Raw genomic sequence first — 18,274 nt, 5'->3', positions numbered from 1 at the left:
GAGATGGGTATAGTGGTAAATAGAAATGATATTAAAGATATAATTAATGTTGTCATTGATGATTTTAATTGGACCATTGAAGATATGACTCAATATAATAATATAATCAAAGATAAGTTACAACAATGCATAATAGAAGATAGGATTGATGATATTGATGAATTTAAGGAGAAATATAAGGATATTAAAAAGTTGATAGAGAAAGTTGAAAACTTAAAAGCGGAATTTATTTCACTTGTTAGTGAAGAAGATGAAAAAAATCAGGAGATTAATTTGGAAGAATGCTATGATGATTTAACAGATTGGACAGATACAAATCCAGAAGAAATTTTACTATTTGGTAAAAAATTTGAGATTAAGTATTGGAGAGAAGTATTACTTAAATTAATAGAGGAAATAAGCAAAAAGAATAAAAACTTTATAACAAATATAGATAAAATTGAGGAATTTAGAGGACGAACCAGAGTATATTTTACATATGATGATTCAAATATTGACAAAAGGTTTTATAAACAATTACCAAATGGTTTATATGTTATGGTAAATAGCAGTTCTAACGCTATAGTTTCCTTATGCAGAAAGGTTTTAAAGATAGCAGGTTTTTCTGAAAAAGATTTAAAAATAAAAGTAAATCAGGAAAACAAACCAAGTGCTATTGAAGAAATCAGAGTGGATACTGATACAAGTATAGGAATAATAAAGTTACCTAAAAAATATGGAAGTATTACCATTGATAAAGAAATATTTAAGAATATTATTTATAGCATACTTAATAGAAGAGAGGAATATGGAACAGACTATATAGAACCAAGGAAAATAGTAAAGAAATTTGAAAATGAAATTATTAGTAAAACAAATTATACAACATCCTACCATGTGATAATTAATATTATAAATTACTTAAAAGATTTTCACCTTATTGATAATTATAAAGGAACTAAAAAAGGGAAATACATAGTTGTAGATGATCAATCTTTAAAAATGTGGATAGAGAATAATATTTTAAATAAATAACATGTTTAAAATTTATTATGAGAACGTCCATATGTTTGTGTAAAATAGAAAAGACATGCTATTCTTTATTTGGAAATTATTACTGAGGTAAAACTCAGTAATAATTTTAATTTTTGGGGGAATTACTAAAAATAGATAGTGTAGCCTTTTGTTGATATTATTTTGTGCAATATTTTTATTATTATACATAAATATTCTAAATAGTACAGGCTTCTCAATTACAGATATTGTTCAAGCCTTTCATCAAACCGTATACTAAGTTGTGCCAGTGTGCTGGCCCAATTCTGGATAGGTGCGGTCCATTTAAGCATTATCTGCTCCGTGGCAAGATATAGAGCCTTTATAAGAGTGTTGTTTCTCACACTACTGTGCCGGAATTTTTCCACGATATCATTCCGTTAGAATTTCCAATTGTTACAGAGAAGTTGGAAGCGCTAGCGGAATTTTATTTTAAAAAAATGCTGCCTAAACGGCTGCATAGATATTATTCAAACTCGTTCTTTATAACTCTCTTTACTAAAATATCATCAATAAGTTTTTTCTCATGAATATATCCTTCCAACAAGCATTTCTCACAAAGATTGTTTATTTTTCTAGGTATGTTTAGTGTAAAATGAAAATAGAGCAAAATGCAAAATAAAACTCTAGCAGTTTGCTGGAAAAATAAAAAACATTGTCAAGCACCCTCAAATAATATATCCTCTAAGTTGTCCAAACTATAGGGGAGGTTATGAAAGGATGTTAACAATGTCTAGAGTTCATTATATCAAAGAACTAAGTCAATTTGAAGGAAAAAGTTTAAGGGAGATTAGCAGGATAACAGGACATGCATTTGCAACTGTGCAAAAGTATGTTGATAAGGAAGATTTCAACGATGGTCCGCAGCGAGGAAGTAAAAATGAGTTGAAAATAGATAAATATAAGGAACTAATAGATTCATGGCTTGAGGCTGATTTGACAGCACCAAGAAAGCAACGTCATACAGCGAAGCGTGTGTATGACAGGTTAGAAGAGGTGTTTGGCGATAGGCTTGACCTATCACTAAGAACAGTTCAGTATTATGTTTCTGCAAAAAAGAAAGAACTGTTTAGCAAAAAGGATGGCTCGCTGCCGCTTAACCATCCTGCCGGTGAGGCTCAGGTGGATTTTGGAGAGGCAACTTTCATTGAAAACGGTGAAGAGTTTACCGGATACTATTTAAACATGTCATTTCCTTATAGCAATGGAGGATATGTGCAAATCTTTAGAGGTCAGAACCAGGAATGTTTCCTTCAAGGAATGAAGAATATTTTTGAGCATATGGGGAGGGTTCCTTATAAAATCTGGTTTGACAATTTATCTGCAGCAGTGATAAGTATAAATAAAGATGGTAATCGAACTCTTACTCAACAATTTGAAAGATTCGCTGCTCACTACAAATTCCAGGTTAATTTTTGTAACCCTGCAAGTGGTAATGAGAAAGGTAACGTTGAGAATAAGGTAGGTTACCATAGAAGAAATTTATTTGTGCCTATACCAGCTTTCAAAAACATTGATGACTATAATAAGTTACTTTTGCAGATTTGCGATAATGACATGGATAGAAAGCACTATAAGAATGATGTAACTATAAAAGAGCTCTTTAACGATGACTTAAAGAAGATGTTTCTTCTACCGGCGGCAGGATTTGAAATACATAGAATATTTAGTGCAATTGCAGACAATTATGGCAAGGTTAAATTTGAAACCAATACATACTCTACTTCTCCAGCGTTAGCTGGTAAGAAAGTTCTCATCAAGGCTACAGCATTTCAAGTTATTATACTTGATGAAAAATATGGCCACGTAGTTACACATAGAAGGCTGTACTGCAAGAATGCAGAAAGTATGAACTGGATCCCATACTTATCCACACTAGCCCGAAGACCCAGTGCATTAAAATATACTGATTTTTACAATGAGCTTCCAGAGCCTTGGAGAAACTACTTGGACCAAAGTGACAAAGATAAAAAGAAGCTAGCGCTTCATGCACTTATTAAGATGATACAGGAGTCAGAAATGCAAACTGCAACTTCTGCACTTCTGCAAACTATAGCAATCGGCAACAACGATGTAGACAGCATTATAGCAACATATCACAGATTAGTTAACAAACTGCCGGAAATTGCAAAAATGCAGATTGCTGGTGACATACCTAAAAACCACATATTTACTCCAAACTTAGATGTGTACAACAAGTTCCTAAAAGGGAGGAATGCCTGATGAATGAAATTATTGCAGCATATTGTAAAGCGCTCCGCTTAGGCGTTAGCCTAGCTGAAAATTGTGATACCATAAAGACAGAAACCCATCAGGAATTCCTTGCAAAATTTCTAGAGATTGAATTAAGAAACAGAGAAACTACTAGAATCAACAGATGTCTAAAACAGGCTAAATTTGATGTGATTAAAACATTTGAAAACTACAGTTTTAAGGATATAGAGATTCCAGAAAAACTTCCTGTGGAGAGCATAAGAAACGCAGATTTCATTGATAGAAGGGAAAACCTTATCCTCTACGGTGGTGTAGGTACAGGCAAGACTCACCTTGCTACCGCAATTGGAGTAGAGGCAATAAATAAGGGGAAACGAGTAAGATTTTTTAGGACAGCCGCACTTGTTAATGAGCTTGTAGAAGCTAAGGCATCTGGAGAACTAAAAAGATTTTTTAAGTCAATAGAAAAATGTGATTTGCTTATTTGTGATGAGTGGGGCTATCTTCCCCTTAGTGCTGAGGGAGCACAGCTTTTATTCCAAGTTATTTCGGATTGCTATGAACGTAGGAGTTTAATCATAACTACTAATCTTGAATTCGGCAGATGGAACAGTATTTTCTATGACGAAAGGCTTACTAGTGCCATCATTGATAGGATAATACACCATAGTTATCTCCTTCTTTTCAAGGGGGGGAGTTACAGAATACAACACTCAACCATAAATTAACATATATGTAAACAAGGGTGCTTGAAAAATTCTTTGCAGAACGCTAAAAATTACACTTGCAAAATACAACTTAATTATTGATAATCTTAACCAATAAAATTATTTGAGGAAATTGCACAATTAAACTTCCTCAATTATATTTAAAAATCATTACTTTTTGTTAATAATTAACTATTTTGTTCAGAAAAAGATAATAGCAAAGCCAAGGTGCTATTGCACCTGTGGATAACTTTTAAAACTAATAAATTTATCCTGCTTGCTTTAAATTTAAGTCGTTAGACTTCTGATTAACAGCAATAGTGCCTGCTACTAAAGCCATACAGTTTAGTAGAGCTACAACTTTTGCTTTTCTAATACCTGCTGAACGCAGATTATTAACATTTAGGTACTCTTTCAATCTTGAGTTACACCTCTCGATAGAGGTGCGTTGATTATAGAGTTTTTGCCAATCTTCACTGCTCCTAAGAGGATAAGAGTAATACCTATTATTCTCTTTATAGTTTACCTTTAGGCAAAATCCATAGTTTGAATTGCTACAATGCTTTGTTCCAAATGGACAATTAACCTTACCGGTTGCTTGGGGACATCTAAATTTAAGGTAGTCACCATCTTTTCCCCAGTAAGTTAATGGATATCCCATTGAGCATATGGGTTCAAACTTCTCATTAAATCCTTCTGGTGGAGCATACTGTGCCCTAGGATTGTAAGCTATAATTGGTTGTGCTTTAACATCGTGAGTAACATAATCATAAATCTTTTGAAAATCATAACCTTTATCCATAATAAAATGCTTAGGACTCAAAACTCCAGAGTAGTTGGTGATGAACTTTTTTATCAGCGGAATAGCTAAATCTCCATCACTATAACTAGCGGGAGATAGCAATATGCTTAAGGGTAGTTCACTCTTGCAATCTGCCAGTATGTGAAGCTTAAATCCGAACCAACGTATTTTATTACCATCAGTATCGTTCTTAGCTCCCCAGTTTGGAGAAACAGCATCATTCTTAAGTTTGGATTTAGGTCTAGCTTTTTCAAAAGAATCAATTTTAGTAGAATCGATTGCTACATTTGAACCATCAACAATTCCTATACTAATGGCCTTTTTAACTAAACAATCGAAGTCATATTCCAATGAAGGTATTTTGGATAGCTTAGTTAAAAATCTACTAAAGGTTGATGCTGAAGGTGTTTTCTCTAAAATGTTAAAACCACAATTATACCTAAATATAGGATCAGTCTTAAGTCTATCGACTAACTTATTAAAATATTTAATTTTTTCAACTTGCATAGCAACTAAAGCATACAATAGTGCTAGCTCATTATGCCCTTTCGGGCCACGCGTAGCGTGTAGCTGGGCTAAACCATTTAATACATTTGAAAAATCTAGTTGGGCTAGAATTAATTCAAGCCTAGTTTTAGGTTGTAATTTTATTATTTCTTCAAAGGAAAATAGGCATTCTTGTCGAATATACATAAGTATTCACTCCTCTTTGTTGTGTATTTTTGGTGATACTTAAATATTCGACATTTTGGGGTGAATTTCCTTTTTGAATAATAAAAAAGTTAGTAAAATCAATGATTATAAAATATGAAATTTACTCATTTAGCTATTTTATTAGAAAATATAATTTTTACCGTATCAACATCATCCTCCAAATACACATTGAACAACACAATTATACGATAGATAGAAGCCTTGAGAAATCAGGGCTTTTTTGTTTTTTGAATGGTAGGCATATCGCATACAGTGAAATCTGCCGAGTTCTCGGAAACATAAACCAAATCAGGGTGTTAAAGCTTAGCAGTCTTGGGCTGAAGCTTTAAGATGATGAAAAATATAAAAATATTACATATGAGTTTTTGCAACAGTATGTTCAATTTTAAAAAGGCAATTTAATAAGTTTATTTTAAAAGTCAAAGAGATAAATACTTTAATAAAGTATACTAAGTACATATAGATGTAGTTGATAGAATTTAAACAACACTTATATGTCAATTCTATGTAAAGTAAGCTGATTAGAGACGCAAATACCTTTGATTGGATTTTTGTTTTTTAGTTATACTTATTATTTTTTTAAAGTATAAGAGCTGCAAGTTAAATGAGTATAAGGTTATAGTACATATTTAATAAAAAGTGATATAATTATTATATTCCCTGTGGGGGGATAATATATTATTATGAGAACTGGAAGTGGTTGAGCATAATCATCCAAATAATAAAGCCGTAATTAATAGATTATCAAGGATTAGCTGGCATGTAGATGCTATTAAGCATATGATTGAAGATGGAAGAGATTGCAATGAGGTATTAATTCAGATTTCCGTTGTGGTGTCTGCACTAAATAACACAGGCAAGGTAATATTAAAGGATCACATAAATCATTGTGTGAAAGATGCAATTAAAAATAATAATGATACCGTTTTAGAGAACCTTAATAATGCTATAGACAAGTATTTTAAATAGGATGGTAGGTAGATATGAATAAAGTGAAGATTTTTCCCAGAATTCAGGCATTGCTTTCAGCCCTTCTCTTTGGTGCAAGTGCTCCACTGGCAAAAATGCTCTTAGGTCACATAGAACCAGTTTCACTTGCTTCTTTTCTTTACTTGGGAAGCGGAACTGGATTGCTGTTATATCAGATGATAACTAATTTGATTGGCAAGAAAGGACATGCGGAGGCTCCACTTTTAAAAAAAGATTTTCCTTGGCTTCTTGGTGCTGTATTATTTGGTGGAATTATTGCACCTATTATATTGATGTCAAGTCTAAAGATTACACCGGCATCTACAGCGGCATTACTTCTAAATTTTGAGGGTGTATCAACAACTCTGATTGCTTTATTTTTCTTCAAAGAAAGCGTAGGCAAGAGGGTTTGGATTGCAGTTTCGTGTATCACAATTGCAAGTATTTTACTTTCATGGGATTTTAACAACCAATGGGGATTTTCTTTAGGAGCATTGGGAGTAGTTGGTGCATGTGTTTGTTGGGGAATTGACAATAACTTTACAAGAAATATTTCTGCAAAGAATCCTTTTTCTATAGCAATTTTTAAAGGTTTCGTAGCAGGTTCATTTTCATTATTTCTGGCACTTTTATTGAAACAGCATATTCCGGACTTTAAAGTAGTATTATTAGCTATGATTCTTGGGTTCTTTAGCTATGGGTTAAGTATCGTCTTATTTGTCCTTGCTATGAGGGAGTTAGGGAGTGCTAGAACTAGTGCATTTTTTGCAACATCACCTTTTATTGGGGCAATCTTGGCATTTTTATTAAATAATGACGTTCCAAGTTTCATGTTTGTTATAGCATTGCCTGTAATGATATTAGGGACATTCTTTTTGTTAAAAGAGGATCATAACCACAGTCATAGCCATGAACATATGGTCCATGAGCATAGGCACAGTCATAATGATAATCATCACAACCATGTACATTTAACTGGAGAAGTCCCGCCTAGCGGTTATCATTCTCACATACACGAACATGAAGAAGTGTTGCATGAGCATCCACATACTCCCGATATACACCACAGGCATGCCCATTAAAAGATGAGGGACATATACTTACTGTACAACTTTATTTTTTCTAAATTTTAGTTATGCTTATGCAATTTCTATGCCTTATTAAAGCATTTATTTTTGGCTCTTTGTTAATTTTGGGGTTGGGTATTCGATTAGAATGCCTTTTTTTCTAGTAATTATAAAAAATGAAATCTTGTATCAACATCATCGTCCAAAGACATACATAAACTCAAATATTGATACAATGGAAACCCACTGATTTCAGTGGGTTTCGGTGTTTTTTGAATTAAAATGCAGTTTGAGAATAGAACTTAATGACATCCAATTGAAATATATGCACACCTTCTGAATTTTTTATTGTATAGGAAATTATAATTTTTCAGAGCCCGGGAGGGCTCTGTTTTTCTGCCCTGACGGGCTATGTAAAATAATGTATTGTGGAGATTTGGATAAAGGTTATATAGAGTTTGAATGTCCGAACTGTGGGGAAACAAGTAAGAAGGGGTTTACGTGCAAAAGCAGATTTTGTACATCATGTGGTAAGGTTTATGTTGATAATAGAGTTGAAGAGCTTTTAGGAAAGCTTATAAAAACAAAACATAGGCATATGGTTTTTACTATTCCAGAGCAACTTAGAGTGTACTTTGGGCAGAATAGAAAGCTATTATCAATTTTAACAGAATATGCCGCTAGCGCTATAAAGACTTGGATGATAGAACTAAATAAAAGTGAGAGTTTTACTCCAGGTATAGTGGCAGTGATTCATACTTTCGGAAGAGACTTAAAGTGGAATCCTCATGTACAAGTTCTTGTTACAGAGGGTGGTGCTGGCAAAAAGACTGCATGGAGGAATATAAATTACTTTCACTATGAATCTCTAAGAAAAAGATGGCAAAAACTTTTATTAGATGAGTTAAAAATGAAAGCCAAAACCAATAAGAAGGAGTTAAAAAACTTAATAAACAAGCTTTATAGCAACTATAATTCAGGATTTTATGTCTATGCTAAAGGGGAAGTTACCACTCAAAAGGCAGTTGCTAAATATGTAGCGAGATATACAGGAAGACCAGCGATAGCGGTCTCAAGAATCTTAAGTTATGATGGCGAAAAGGTAAGGTTTTGGTATATAAGACATGAAGATAATAAAAGGGTTGAAGAAGAAATAACAGTTTATGAGTTTATAAAAAGACTTATTGTACATATACCAGAGAGACACTTTAAAATGGTTAGTATTATGGAATATATTCTAGAAACAATAGTCACAAAGACAAGTTTTTTTATGCTTGTAGAAGATAAAATTAAAGAACAGCACAGAAAACTCAGAAGATGGAAATATAGGATAATGAAATCCTTTGGAGTAGACCCTTTAAGGTGCAAGTGCGGAGCACTGATGAAGTTTAAAGATATAGTATATACTAAGTATGGAAGTGTCAGAGATATGTTGTTGAGGAAGATTGAAAATGAAGTTGAGAAAAATATTGATATTATAATAAATACATATGCATCAGTAAAAGGGATTTCAAAAAATAGAATAGAACCTGTATTTGAACAAGGGAGGAAGTACAATGGCAAAGAAAAAACCGGTTAAAGATAAACAAAGGGCCAAGTTAAAAGCAGCAAAGCGAAAAAAGAAAAAGCAAAATAAAGTTAACGATGGAATCTTGTATATATGTACAAACTGTGGAACTGAGGAACTTATTCCTGAAAATATTGTACAATATTTTGATATAGTTGATGATGGAGATATTAATGAGCCACCAACATTTAGCTGTGAGTCTTGCGGAGGAATAATGAGACCCGCAAAATACGAGGGTGTACACGGGATAACTTACGAGTTTTAAAAAAAGTTTTAGGAGTATGCTGACGAATATGCTCCTAAAGTGGAAACGTTTTATATAAATTATTCCCCAAAGGGGGCGTGGCGAAAGCCACTTTTTTTACTCTATAGGAAATTATGTATTTAAGAAATTGTGGATAACTTCGATTATTTAAGTGTATCTGTATTTATCTAGGTGATTGCTATGAATAAGATAACCATAAAAATGATTCTGGAACATAAATGGTATGAATTCAAAGATAAGTTATCATATAGATTGCCTAAAGATATGCGAGAGCATATCTTTAATGTCGTTGAAAAATCTCTTCATTGTGGAGAAATTAATAAAGGTTACGCTGAGTACATGTGTTTCAATTGTGGAGAGAGTATTAAAGTAGGGTTCACTTGTAAAAGTAAGTTCTGTGTGAAATGTGGAAGGCTATACACGCTGAAATGGGTAGAAAAGCAGCAAGAGAATATGCTAAATGTAGTACATAGACATAGCGTATTTACTATACCTGAGGAACTTAGAAATTATTTTTATAAAAGAAGAGAGATGCTTAAAGACCTGATGGACGGAGTCTATCAAGTAATTGACTATTGGTACAAAAAACATAAGGGCAAGAGTTATGAGGTGGGTGTAATAGCGGTAATTCATACTTTTGGACGAGACTTAAAATGGAATCCTCATGTGCATGCACTTGTTACGGAAGGGGCTATTAACAATAAATATAGCTGGTGGAAGCCGGTAGAATATATACCATATGAATACCTAAGGAAGTCTTGGCAAAAAATTGTTTTAGATATCATAAAGAAATATTTTAAGGATTATAAAACTAGAAAATTAATTAGTACCTTGTACAGGGTATATAAAGATGGTTTTTATGTTAATGCAGACAGAGCCCTTACAGATATGAAAAAAGCCACTAAATACATAGGGAGATATCTTGCAAGAGCTGCGATAGCAGAGTATAGAATTGAAAGCTATGATGGTGAGAATGTAACCTTTTGGTACGAAGACCATGATACCGGTGAACATATAAAAGTTACATTGGATGTATTAACGTTCATTGGAAAGCTGGTACAACAAATTCATAAAAAAGGCTTTAAGTGCGTTAGAAGGTATGGTCTATATTCAAGGAAGAAAAATGCTTTGGCTAAAGAAATAATACACTTGTATAAGTTTGTTAAACAGTTAAAGATTTCAGATATTCTAAATAGAAAAAAGAAACAAGAAAAAAAGAGGTGGAAGCAGAGAATAATAGAGACTTTTGATAGAAATCCATTAGAATGCAGAAAGTGTAAAAAAGAAATGGAATTATGGAAAATCTGGCATGATGACTATGGTTTGATATATGATATAAGGGAATCAACCTATAAGGAGGATAAACCAGATGGATCCAATAGACGAATATTATTACGAACTCAATCCAATAGAGAAAGAAATTGTGTACAAATATCAATGCCGCAAGTGCGGTTTCGAAGAGTGGGCCCCAGCCTTTGTGGTAGATGAGATTGCATACATGGATGAGATTCTTGAGGAAGACTCTAAATGTGAAGATTTGGGAATGCCTATTTTGGTATGCCCTCGTTGTAATGCAGACTTTTATTTTACCGGTGACATTGAAAAGCAATAGAGTGGCGTTAGCCACTCTATTGAGAGTCCCCGTTAGGGGATTTTTTTATTTGATTTAAATAAGTTATACAATAACACAGTTTTTTCCGGACTTCTTACCTAAGTAGAGGTTGCAGTCAGCAATTTCAAAATGTTCCTCTAAGGACCTATTAACACCACAGCTTATTCCAATGGTAACGGTAGCAGCGAAAGCTTTATTATCAAATAGAAAGCTTACACTGGATAACTCTAGCCTTATTTTATTTGATACGTCGACGGCCTCATTTTCATTTAGATTAGGTAAAAATATGATCAACTCTTCACCGCCCCACCTTGCACAAATACCAAGGTCATTTGAAACCTTTGATATAATTTCTGAGGTTTTCTTTAAAATTATATCACCGGCGCTGTGGCCATAGGTATCATTAATTAACTTGAAGTTATCTAAGTCCAATAAAAGCAAAGAGTTTATGCTGTTATTTTCATTCCAGTGAGGGAAGGACTTATCAATATACTCAGTAAAACCTCTTCTATTTAAAAGTCCAGTGAGAGGATCTGTAGTAGAAATTCGTTGTATCTCATCGTAGGCTAGCGTTAGCTTTTTATTCATTTCCACTAGTTCTTCATTTCGCAGTCTATAAATTTCCTTTTCTTTTTCTTGCTTGTATAAGTCATAGTCCTTTTGGAGTTCTGTGACCTTTTTATTATTGTCTTCAGTGTAAATCTGCATTTGGGTGCTTGTATACAATTTATAGTTTTTTAAGGCTTCCTTATAATTTTCCATTTCCTCATATATGTTGGATATAAGTAAATAACAATTTGATACCTGGTAGGTATTTTCCATAGACTTTTGCATTTCCAGGGATGTATTAGCCACTTCTAAACTTTTTGCATAATCCTTCTTCCACATATATGCTTCTGCAATTCTAAAATTAATATAAGCAATACCTCTTTTGGAGCCAAGCTTTTCTTCTAAACTTAAGGAAGTATGGAAGTTATCTAAGGCTTTATCAAATTCCTTATTCTCCATATGGATCAATCCTAAATTAGAAGTTGCATTGGATATAGCTTGGGTATTATTGGCCTTTACTGCATAGTTTAACGATTCAGAAAGGTGATAATAAGCGTCATCTAATTTGCCGGTATTTATATGTATTACTCCAAAGGCGTTATGAATTTTAGCCAAATCTTCATAGCTATTTGACTGAGTAAAGCCACCAAGAGCAAGGGTAAAGTACTCAAAGCATTTTTCAATTTCACCCCTGTGAGCATAGGCTGTACCTAGACAATAGTTACATTCCGATATGTTTTGAATATCTCCAAGTTTCTCGTAGTTCATTAAGGCTTGTAGGTAATGCTCTACAGATTTTGTGTAGTCTGCAAGATAAAAATAGCATTTTCCTAACTGCTTTTCCATAAGAGCAATGCTAGTTTTATCTGCGCTATTTCTATAAAAATCAAGTAATTTAGAAAAGCAGCCTGCAGACTCTTTAAATTGTCCATTATTAAAATGCTCCTCTGCTTTTTCCTCTAGTGGGATAATATCATTCTCTAGTAAATCAAAATTTTCTTCCATGGTTTGGTCTCCTATAGCTTAGTAATAATATAGTATAGTTTAGTATATATATGAGAAAATTTGAAGAACTTTAAGTAAAAAATTAAATCCAGCCCGTTTGTAATCATTTTCATTGTAATATTCAAAGGCTATGATATAATATATACTATAGTGATAGTTTGACTATCAACTAATATTTACAATATAAACCACAACCTGGTGAAAAGGAGCATGTTCCATGAATCTAAAAGAAAAAAGAAAAATAGAAACAGATAACTTAAAAGAGCAGAGAAAAGAAGAAGTAGTCACAGCTGCCATAGAAATATTTAAAGAAAAAGGCATTGATAACACAAAGATGACGGATATAGCTGAAAAGGCTGAAGTTGGTGTTGCCTCAGTCTATAGATATTTTAAAACAAAATTTGATCTTGTCCTAGCTACGGCTACCTATTTATGGAGAGAAGATATAAGGGGGCTATATGAGCAGTTTTATGATACAGATTTTAAAAAACTTAGCGGCCTTGAACAAATTAGAAAAATACTATATATATCCATTGATATATATAAACAACACCCTCAATATCTGAGCTTCTTAGAGTACTTTGATAATTATATAGTAAAAGAAAAGGTACCGGCAGAGAAACTTGAGAGCTACGAAAAAAGCGTCATTGACATGAGGAGAGGTATTTTTGAGGCTTTGGAACAAGGAAAAAAAGATGGTTCTATAAAAGCTGATATAGATAATAATACTTTTTACATAACTATAACTCATGGGCTGATGAGCTTATCACAGAAACTAATTTTAAGAGGAACTATACTAAAGAGTGATTATGAAGTTTCCGGTGAGGATCAAATAAGACTTCTAGTTGATATGGCTGTAGGATATATAAGGAAATAAAAAAATTAATATAATAGGGAGGATGTATCATGAAAGAAAAATTACCGCTATCAAAACAAATATCTTATTCCTTAGGACAGTTTGGATGGTCCTTATTGTCTGGATTAGTAGGAAATTATCTGGTTTTCTACTACATACCGACTGAAAAGTCCGGTATACAAGTCACTATACCGCAGGTGACTATGTTAGGCTTTTTAACCATTATCGGCTTCATAATGATGATGGGCAGATTTGCTGATGCTGTAACGGATCCATGGATTGCAACCTTAAGCGACAGGTCCAAGTCAAAACGTGGGAGAAGAATTTCCTTTATGCAAAAATCTGCTATTCCCTTTGCGGTATTTACAGTTTTAGTTTTCTGGAATCCAATAAAGGGAGAGAGTACACTAAATGCAATTTTTCTAACAGCTACACTGCTATTATATTATTTATTTATGACAATGTATGTAACTCCTTTCCTGGCATTATTATCAGAAATAGGTCACACTCCTAATGAAAGACTAAACCTTTCTACTTATATATCTGTAACCTGGTTCTTAGGGTTTGCGGTTTCTTCTCAAGCCCCAATGCTATGGAATGTCTTTATAAATATGGGCTATGGTAAGGAAGTTTCCATGAGAATGGCCTTCTCGGTTTTCGCTATAATAGGACTTATCCTTCTTTTAGTACCTGTATTCACCATAGATGAAAAAAGGTATTGTGAGTCTGTGCCTTCAGAACTAAAAATGATCGAATCTATAAAAGCTACCTTTAGAAATAGAGAATTCAAAGTTTTTGTTGTTTCAGACCTAGTATATTGGTTGGCTCTGACAATATTTCAAAGCGCTTTACTGTATTATGTAACGGTTTTACTAGACAAGCCTGAGGAAATGCTGGGATTCTTACTGATTGTACTGGGAGTTGGGTCCTTTGTATTCTATGTTCCAGTTAATTTCTTAGCTAAGAAATTTGGTAAAAAGAAGCTTCTAGCGATGGCTTTCATTATGTTTGTTGTGGCGTATGTATACGGTTCCTTCCTTGGAAAACTACCTATACCGGCCACAGTCCAGGCTTATATATTAGTATTTATAACTTCAATACCAATGGCCATCTTTGGAATACTTCCTAATGTAGTAATTGCAGATATTGCAGAATATGATGCAATAAAGACCGGAATAAGAAGGGAAGGCATATTCTTTGGTACAAGAACCTTTATGTCTAAGATTGGACAGATGCTTTCCATGGTTATAATAAGTGGACTGCTGCTCCTAAAGAAAAATGGCAGCAACGAAATAGGAATACGCTTAACAGCAGTATTTGCTGCTGTGTTCTGTGTTGCAGGACTGATTTTACTGCTTATGTATAACGAAGACAAAATTCTAAAGGGTATAACTAAAGAAGAGGTATAGATAGATGTTTGAACACAGGAAATTTGAAATCACCTATTATTCAGGACAAAACTTTAAAACTAAATTATTTAATAATAATTTTTCCAATGAAGATTTTAGGGCTGTCATAAGCTTCGAAACTGACAGCCTATATAAGAAATTAATATTAGAGATATGTCCTCATAAGGAAATAAGGATAGAAGACCTACGGATGACTATAGAGTTTTCATATAACAGTAATCAAAGAGTATATGTTAATGGATATCAATCTTGGACAGACAGTAGAGAATTTTTTATAGATGAAAAGATTAATGGCATATCAAGGTTTGCAGCACCCATAATGAAAAAGTATCAGTTTGATAAGTATGGCGATTATTCTTTTAAAAAGTACACAAAGAAATCAGGAGAATTCCACGGTTTCACTTATTCTTATATAAGGGAAAAGGAGAATTTTAAACTTATAGGCTCTCTATCCGAAAGGAATGGCTACACTATAATAGAGCATTTTACTAAGAAGGATAAAATTGTAATAAACAAAGAGTGTAAGGGGCTTCATATTAAAGAAAAATACACTGCCTATGAGCTTGTTTGGATTGAAGGCTATGAGGATGAGGTTTTTGATAGCTATTTTAATCTAATGAATATAAACAAGCCTCGCTGTAAAGCCATGACTGGTTGGACGAGTTGGTATAACTATTATCAAGATATAAATGAAGAAATAATCCTAGAGAATCTTAACAATTTTAAGGCCTATGATAAAACCATTGATATATTCCAAATTGATGATGGATATCAGACTGCTGTAGGAGATTGGCTTTCTATAGATTCAGGTAAATTTCCTAGGGGGATGAAGTATATTGCTGATAGCATAAAGGAAAAGGGGTATAAAGCCGGTATTTGGCTTGCCCCCTTTGCTTGTGAAACCAATTCTGAAATTTATAAGAATAAAAAGCATTGGATATTAAAGGACAACAACGGAGAATTAGTAATGGCCGGCAGCAATTGGAGCGGCTTTTACGCCTTAGATATACACAATCTGGAAGTTAAACAGTATATAAAAAATGTATTCAGGGTAATTTTAGAGGATTGGGGCTATGACTTGGTTAAGCTAGACTTCCTATATGCAGTTTGTCTAGTACCAACCAAGTATAAAACCAGGGGACAAATTATGTGTGAAGCTATGGAGTTTTTACGTGAATGTGTAGGGGATAAGCTTATACTAGGCTGCGGCGTGCCCCTAGGACCATCCTTTGGTTTAGTGGATTACTGCAGAATTGGCTGCGATGTTGGTTTAGACTGGGATGACAAATTTTTCATGAGGTTTCTTCATAGAGAAAGAATATCTACTTTGAATGCTATAACAAATTCTATAGGAAGAAGACACCTGGATGGAAGGGCTTTTTTAAATGATCCGGATGTGTTTCTCCTGCGAGAGGATAATATGAGGCTTACAGAAGTGCAAAGAAAGACTCTTTCTGCAGTTAATAGTATTTTTGGAAGTCTTATATTTACCTCTGACAATATAAAGAAGTATGATGAAAAGAAACATAGCCTTTTTGATAACATAATGAATTTAGAAGAGAAAAAAATTCATAAGGTTGAATGGCATAGAAAAGGTTTGGTACAGGCTTACTTCAGCAGGGGGGGAAAGGAATATATGCTGCTGGTTAATTTAACCGGCTGTAAAATTAATTATCAAAGTGAAGTAACAACAATTAAAGAAGTTTTTCTTGATAGAAAAGAAACTGTTGAAGTATCAGGCAGTAAGTTGGAACTTCAGGCCTATGAGACTAGATTATTTTCAGTAAGGAGGAAGTAGCCATGGATAAATCTAAGGTGATTTTTGGCAACGAAATGCCTCAGAGGGTTTATAAAAAATCAATAAAAGTCAAGAATAAGTATTTGAAGAAGTTTGGAGACGATTCGAATATAACATACAACTTAGGTGTTGAAGATAATAAAACTTTGAAGCCTTTCATAGGTGTGAAAAATATAGTGCCAGGAGAGGGGAAGGAGGCTATAGACACTAAAAAAGGAATAGTTATTGGTAATATTAGAATGGGCTTTGGCCATTATAGAATATCCATGGCAATTGCATCCGCAGCTAATTCCATGGGATATACTCCTTACTGGTTTGATTTACATTCTTATAGCGAAACCACCGGTGGAAAGATAATAGCTCATTTGAATAACTTATATTCATTAGGGTCAAGATTGTCTCAAAAGTTTTCACTGTTTAATAAGTTCTATTGGGAGCCCCTTAATTCAGAAGGTTTTAGAAAGCTATCTTATAATGCTATGGATCAGAAGGTTTCTGAATTGATGACTCCAATTTATAAAGACCTGCCTAAGGATATTCCCTTTGTAGCAACCCATGTATGGCCGGCACAAGCTGCAGTCCATGCGGGACTTACAAAGGTTGTAAATGCTATTCCGGATAACTGGCCTATGGCGCTGCATTTGGCAGAAGGATCTATTCATACCGTTCAAACCCCTTCTTCATACCTAGGTTATAAAACCCTAAGGGGAATGAATGGGAAAAGGATATTAAAGCCCATGTCGGAGGGAGACATATATGAAGTTGGTCATTACATTGATCATGAACTGGTAGCAAATTTAGATTCAGACTGCGAAAAAAGACTAGATAGGATTAAAAATAAAAGAGCAAAAAGAATACTTTTAACGGTAGGCGGAGCCGGTGCACAGAAGGAAATATTCGTAGAGATAATAAGAAAGATAATGCCTCTTGTCTCTGCTGAGAAGGCAGTACTTTATATTAATGTTGGAGATCATAAAAATGTTTGGCAGGGACTTTGTAAAGAAATACCACAGTTAACCAATGGGGCAGAGAAATATTTTGATGATTGGGCTAAAACCTGTGATTTTGCAGAGAAAGCTATAAAGCAAGAGGTTAGGGGAATTCATGCTTTCTATCATGAAGATATTTTTGCAGCGGTCTATGCCACTAATCTTCTTATGAGATCTACAGATATTGCTATAACAAAGCCCAGCGAACTTGCCTTTTATCCAGTACCAAAACTCCTCATTAAAAGGGTGGGAGGACATGAAGCCTGGGGAGCAGTGAGGGCAGCAGAAATTGGGGACGGTTCAATAGAGTGTGGTACCGTAGAAGGAACTCTTCAGATGCTGGACCTAATGTTAGAGGAGGATGAAATACTGACTATGCTTTGTAAAAATATTATTAAGGCTAATAAAATCGGCATTTATAATGGTGCCTATAGAGCTGTAGAGTTGGCAATAAAGGGAAGAGAGACGAAGTAAATATGGAAAATACTAACTCAAGCAATGGATTTTTCATAAAATCAAGCTATTAGTGAAGAGATTGCTGTAAATTCACTACAAGCCCTAGAAACCACCTGGGGAGCTAAATATCCAACAGTAATACAGTGCTGGAACAACAATTGAAACAACTATACTTTACTATTATTAGTAATACCCAGAAAAATAAAAATTACTACAGGGAAATATTTCCTGTAGTAATTTCCAAATAAACTTTTCCCGTTTAA

The 18,274-nt window shown here is 33.8% G+C and carries 15 protein-coding genes and 1 pseudogene; 13 read left to right on the top strand and 3 right to left on the bottom strand.

What is annotated here, in order from left to right:
• Positions 1-12 precede the first annotated feature (12 nt).
• Positions 13-1,014, top strand: coding sequence for a hypothetical protein (locus FHY60_RS10740; protein WP_139904958.1), 1,002 nt, complete (start codon positions 13-15; stop codon positions 1,012-1,014).
• A 218-nt stretch (positions 1,015-1,232) separates the two neighbouring features.
• Here the strand turns inward: FHY60_RS10740 and FHY60_RS18715 are convergent.
• Positions 1,233-1,361 (bottom strand): annotated as a pseudogene (locus FHY60_RS18715) (IS256 family transposase); the annotation flags it as partial.
• Positions 1,362-1,752: 391 nt separating this feature from the next.
• On the opposite strand from FHY60_RS18715, the gene istA reads away from it, so the two are divergent.
• The gene (istA, locus tag FHY60_RS10730) at positions 1,753-3,255 is read left to right on the top strand and encodes an IS21 family transposase (protein ID WP_139904957.1); all 1,503 of its coding nucleotides are present in this window, start codon (positions 1,753-1,755) and stop codon (positions 3,253-3,255) included.
• On the top strand, positions 3,255-3,974 hold the full coding sequence (istB, locus tag FHY60_RS10725; protein ID WP_139904956.1) for an IS21-like element helper ATPase IstB: 720 nt from the start codon (positions 3,255-3,257) through the stop codon (positions 3,972-3,974). The genes istA and istB overlap by 1 nt, the downstream gene beginning before the upstream one ends.
• Positions 3,975-4,221: 247 nt before the next feature.
• Here the strand turns inward: istB and FHY60_RS10720 are convergent, their stop codons facing one another.
• Positions 4,222-5,448 (bottom strand): transposase, encoded by a 1,227-nt coding sequence (locus tag FHY60_RS10720; RefSeq protein ID WP_139903735.1) that lies wholly within the window; start codon positions 5,446-5,448, stop codon positions 4,222-4,224.
• 717 nt (positions 5,449-6,165) lie between these two features.
• On the opposite strand from FHY60_RS10720, the gene FHY60_RS10715 reads away from it, so the two are divergent.
• From FHY60_RS10715 to FHY60_RS18495, 6 genes are all read left to right on the top strand, one after another.
• Positions 6,166-6,438 carry a metal-sensing transcriptional repressor gene (locus tag FHY60_RS10715; RefSeq protein ID WP_139904955.1) on the top strand — a complete coding sequence of 91 codons (273 nt, stop codon included), beginning with the start codon at positions 6,166-6,168 and terminating at the stop codon, positions 6,436-6,438.
• A 14-nt stretch (positions 6,439-6,452) separates the two neighbouring features.
• Positions 6,453-7,520 (top strand): DMT family transporter, encoded by a 1,068-nt coding sequence (locus FHY60_RS10710; protein ID WP_139904954.1) that lies wholly within the window; start codon positions 6,453-6,455, stop codon positions 7,518-7,520.
• 406 nt (positions 7,521-7,926) lie between these two features.
• Positions 7,927-9,084 (top strand): IS91 family transposase, encoded by a 1,158-nt coding sequence (locus tag FHY60_RS10705; protein WP_139904953.1) that lies wholly within the window; start codon positions 7,927-7,929, stop codon positions 9,082-9,084.
• Complete coding sequence (locus tag FHY60_RS10700; protein WP_139904952.1) at positions 9,062-9,337, top strand: hypothetical protein; 276 nt, start codon at positions 9,062-9,064, stop codon at positions 9,335-9,337. The genes FHY60_RS10705 and FHY60_RS10700 overlap by 23 nt, the downstream gene beginning before the upstream one ends.
• A 180-nt stretch (positions 9,338-9,517) precedes the next feature.
• Positions 9,518-10,825, top strand: a complete 1,308-nt coding sequence (locus tag FHY60_RS10695; RefSeq protein ID WP_139903760.1) for an IS91 family transposase — start codon at positions 9,518-9,520, stop codon at positions 10,823-10,825.
• A complete protein-coding gene (locus FHY60_RS18495) occupies positions 10,815-10,949 on the top strand; it encodes a hypothetical protein (protein ID WP_279230385.1) in 135 nt (44 codons plus the stop codon). The genes FHY60_RS10695 and FHY60_RS18495 overlap by 11 nt, the downstream gene beginning before the upstream one ends.
• A gap of 63 nt (positions 10,950-11,012) precedes the next feature.
• Here FHY60_RS18495 and FHY60_RS10685 read toward each other — a convergent pair whose 3' ends face one another.
• Entirely contained in the window at positions 11,013-12,503 is a 1,491-nt protein-coding gene (locus FHY60_RS10685) for a tetratricopeptide repeat-containing diguanylate cyclase (protein WP_139904950.1), read from the bottom strand.
• A 217-nt stretch (positions 12,504-12,720) separates the two neighbouring features.
• On the opposite strand from FHY60_RS10685, the gene FHY60_RS10680 reads away from it, so the two are divergent.
• Genes FHY60_RS10680 through FHY60_RS10665 form a run of 4 tightly spaced genes read left to right on the top strand, consistent with a single transcriptional unit; the run spans position 12,721 to position 18,029 of the window.
• Entirely contained in the window at positions 12,721-13,380 is a 660-nt protein-coding gene (locus FHY60_RS10680) for a TetR/AcrR family transcriptional regulator (protein ID WP_139904949.1), read from the top strand.
• 29 nt (positions 13,381-13,409) lie between these two features.
• Entirely contained in the window at positions 13,410-14,768 is a 1,359-nt protein-coding gene (locus tag FHY60_RS10675) for an MFS transporter (protein ID WP_139904948.1), read from the top strand.
• A gap of 4 nt (positions 14,769-14,772) precedes the next feature.
• Complete coding sequence (locus tag FHY60_RS10670; RefSeq protein WP_139904947.1) at positions 14,773-16,566, top strand: glycoside hydrolase family 36 protein; 1,794 nt, start codon at positions 14,773-14,775, stop codon at positions 16,564-16,566.
• A 2-nt stretch (positions 16,567-16,568) separates the two neighbouring features.
• Positions 16,569-18,029, top strand: coding sequence for a DUF6937 domain-containing protein (locus tag FHY60_RS10665; RefSeq protein ID WP_139904946.1), 1,461 nt, complete (start codon positions 16,569-16,571; stop codon positions 18,027-18,029).
• Positions 18,030-18,274 lie beyond the last annotated feature (245 nt).

It is taken from the genome of Clostridium thermarum, assembly GCF_006351925.1.
GTDB classification, from domain to species: domain Bacteria; phylum Bacillota; class Clostridia; order Clostridiales; family Clostridiaceae; genus Clostridium_AU; species Clostridium_AU thermarum.
This window is presented reverse-complemented; position numbering and strand designations above follow the sequence as displayed.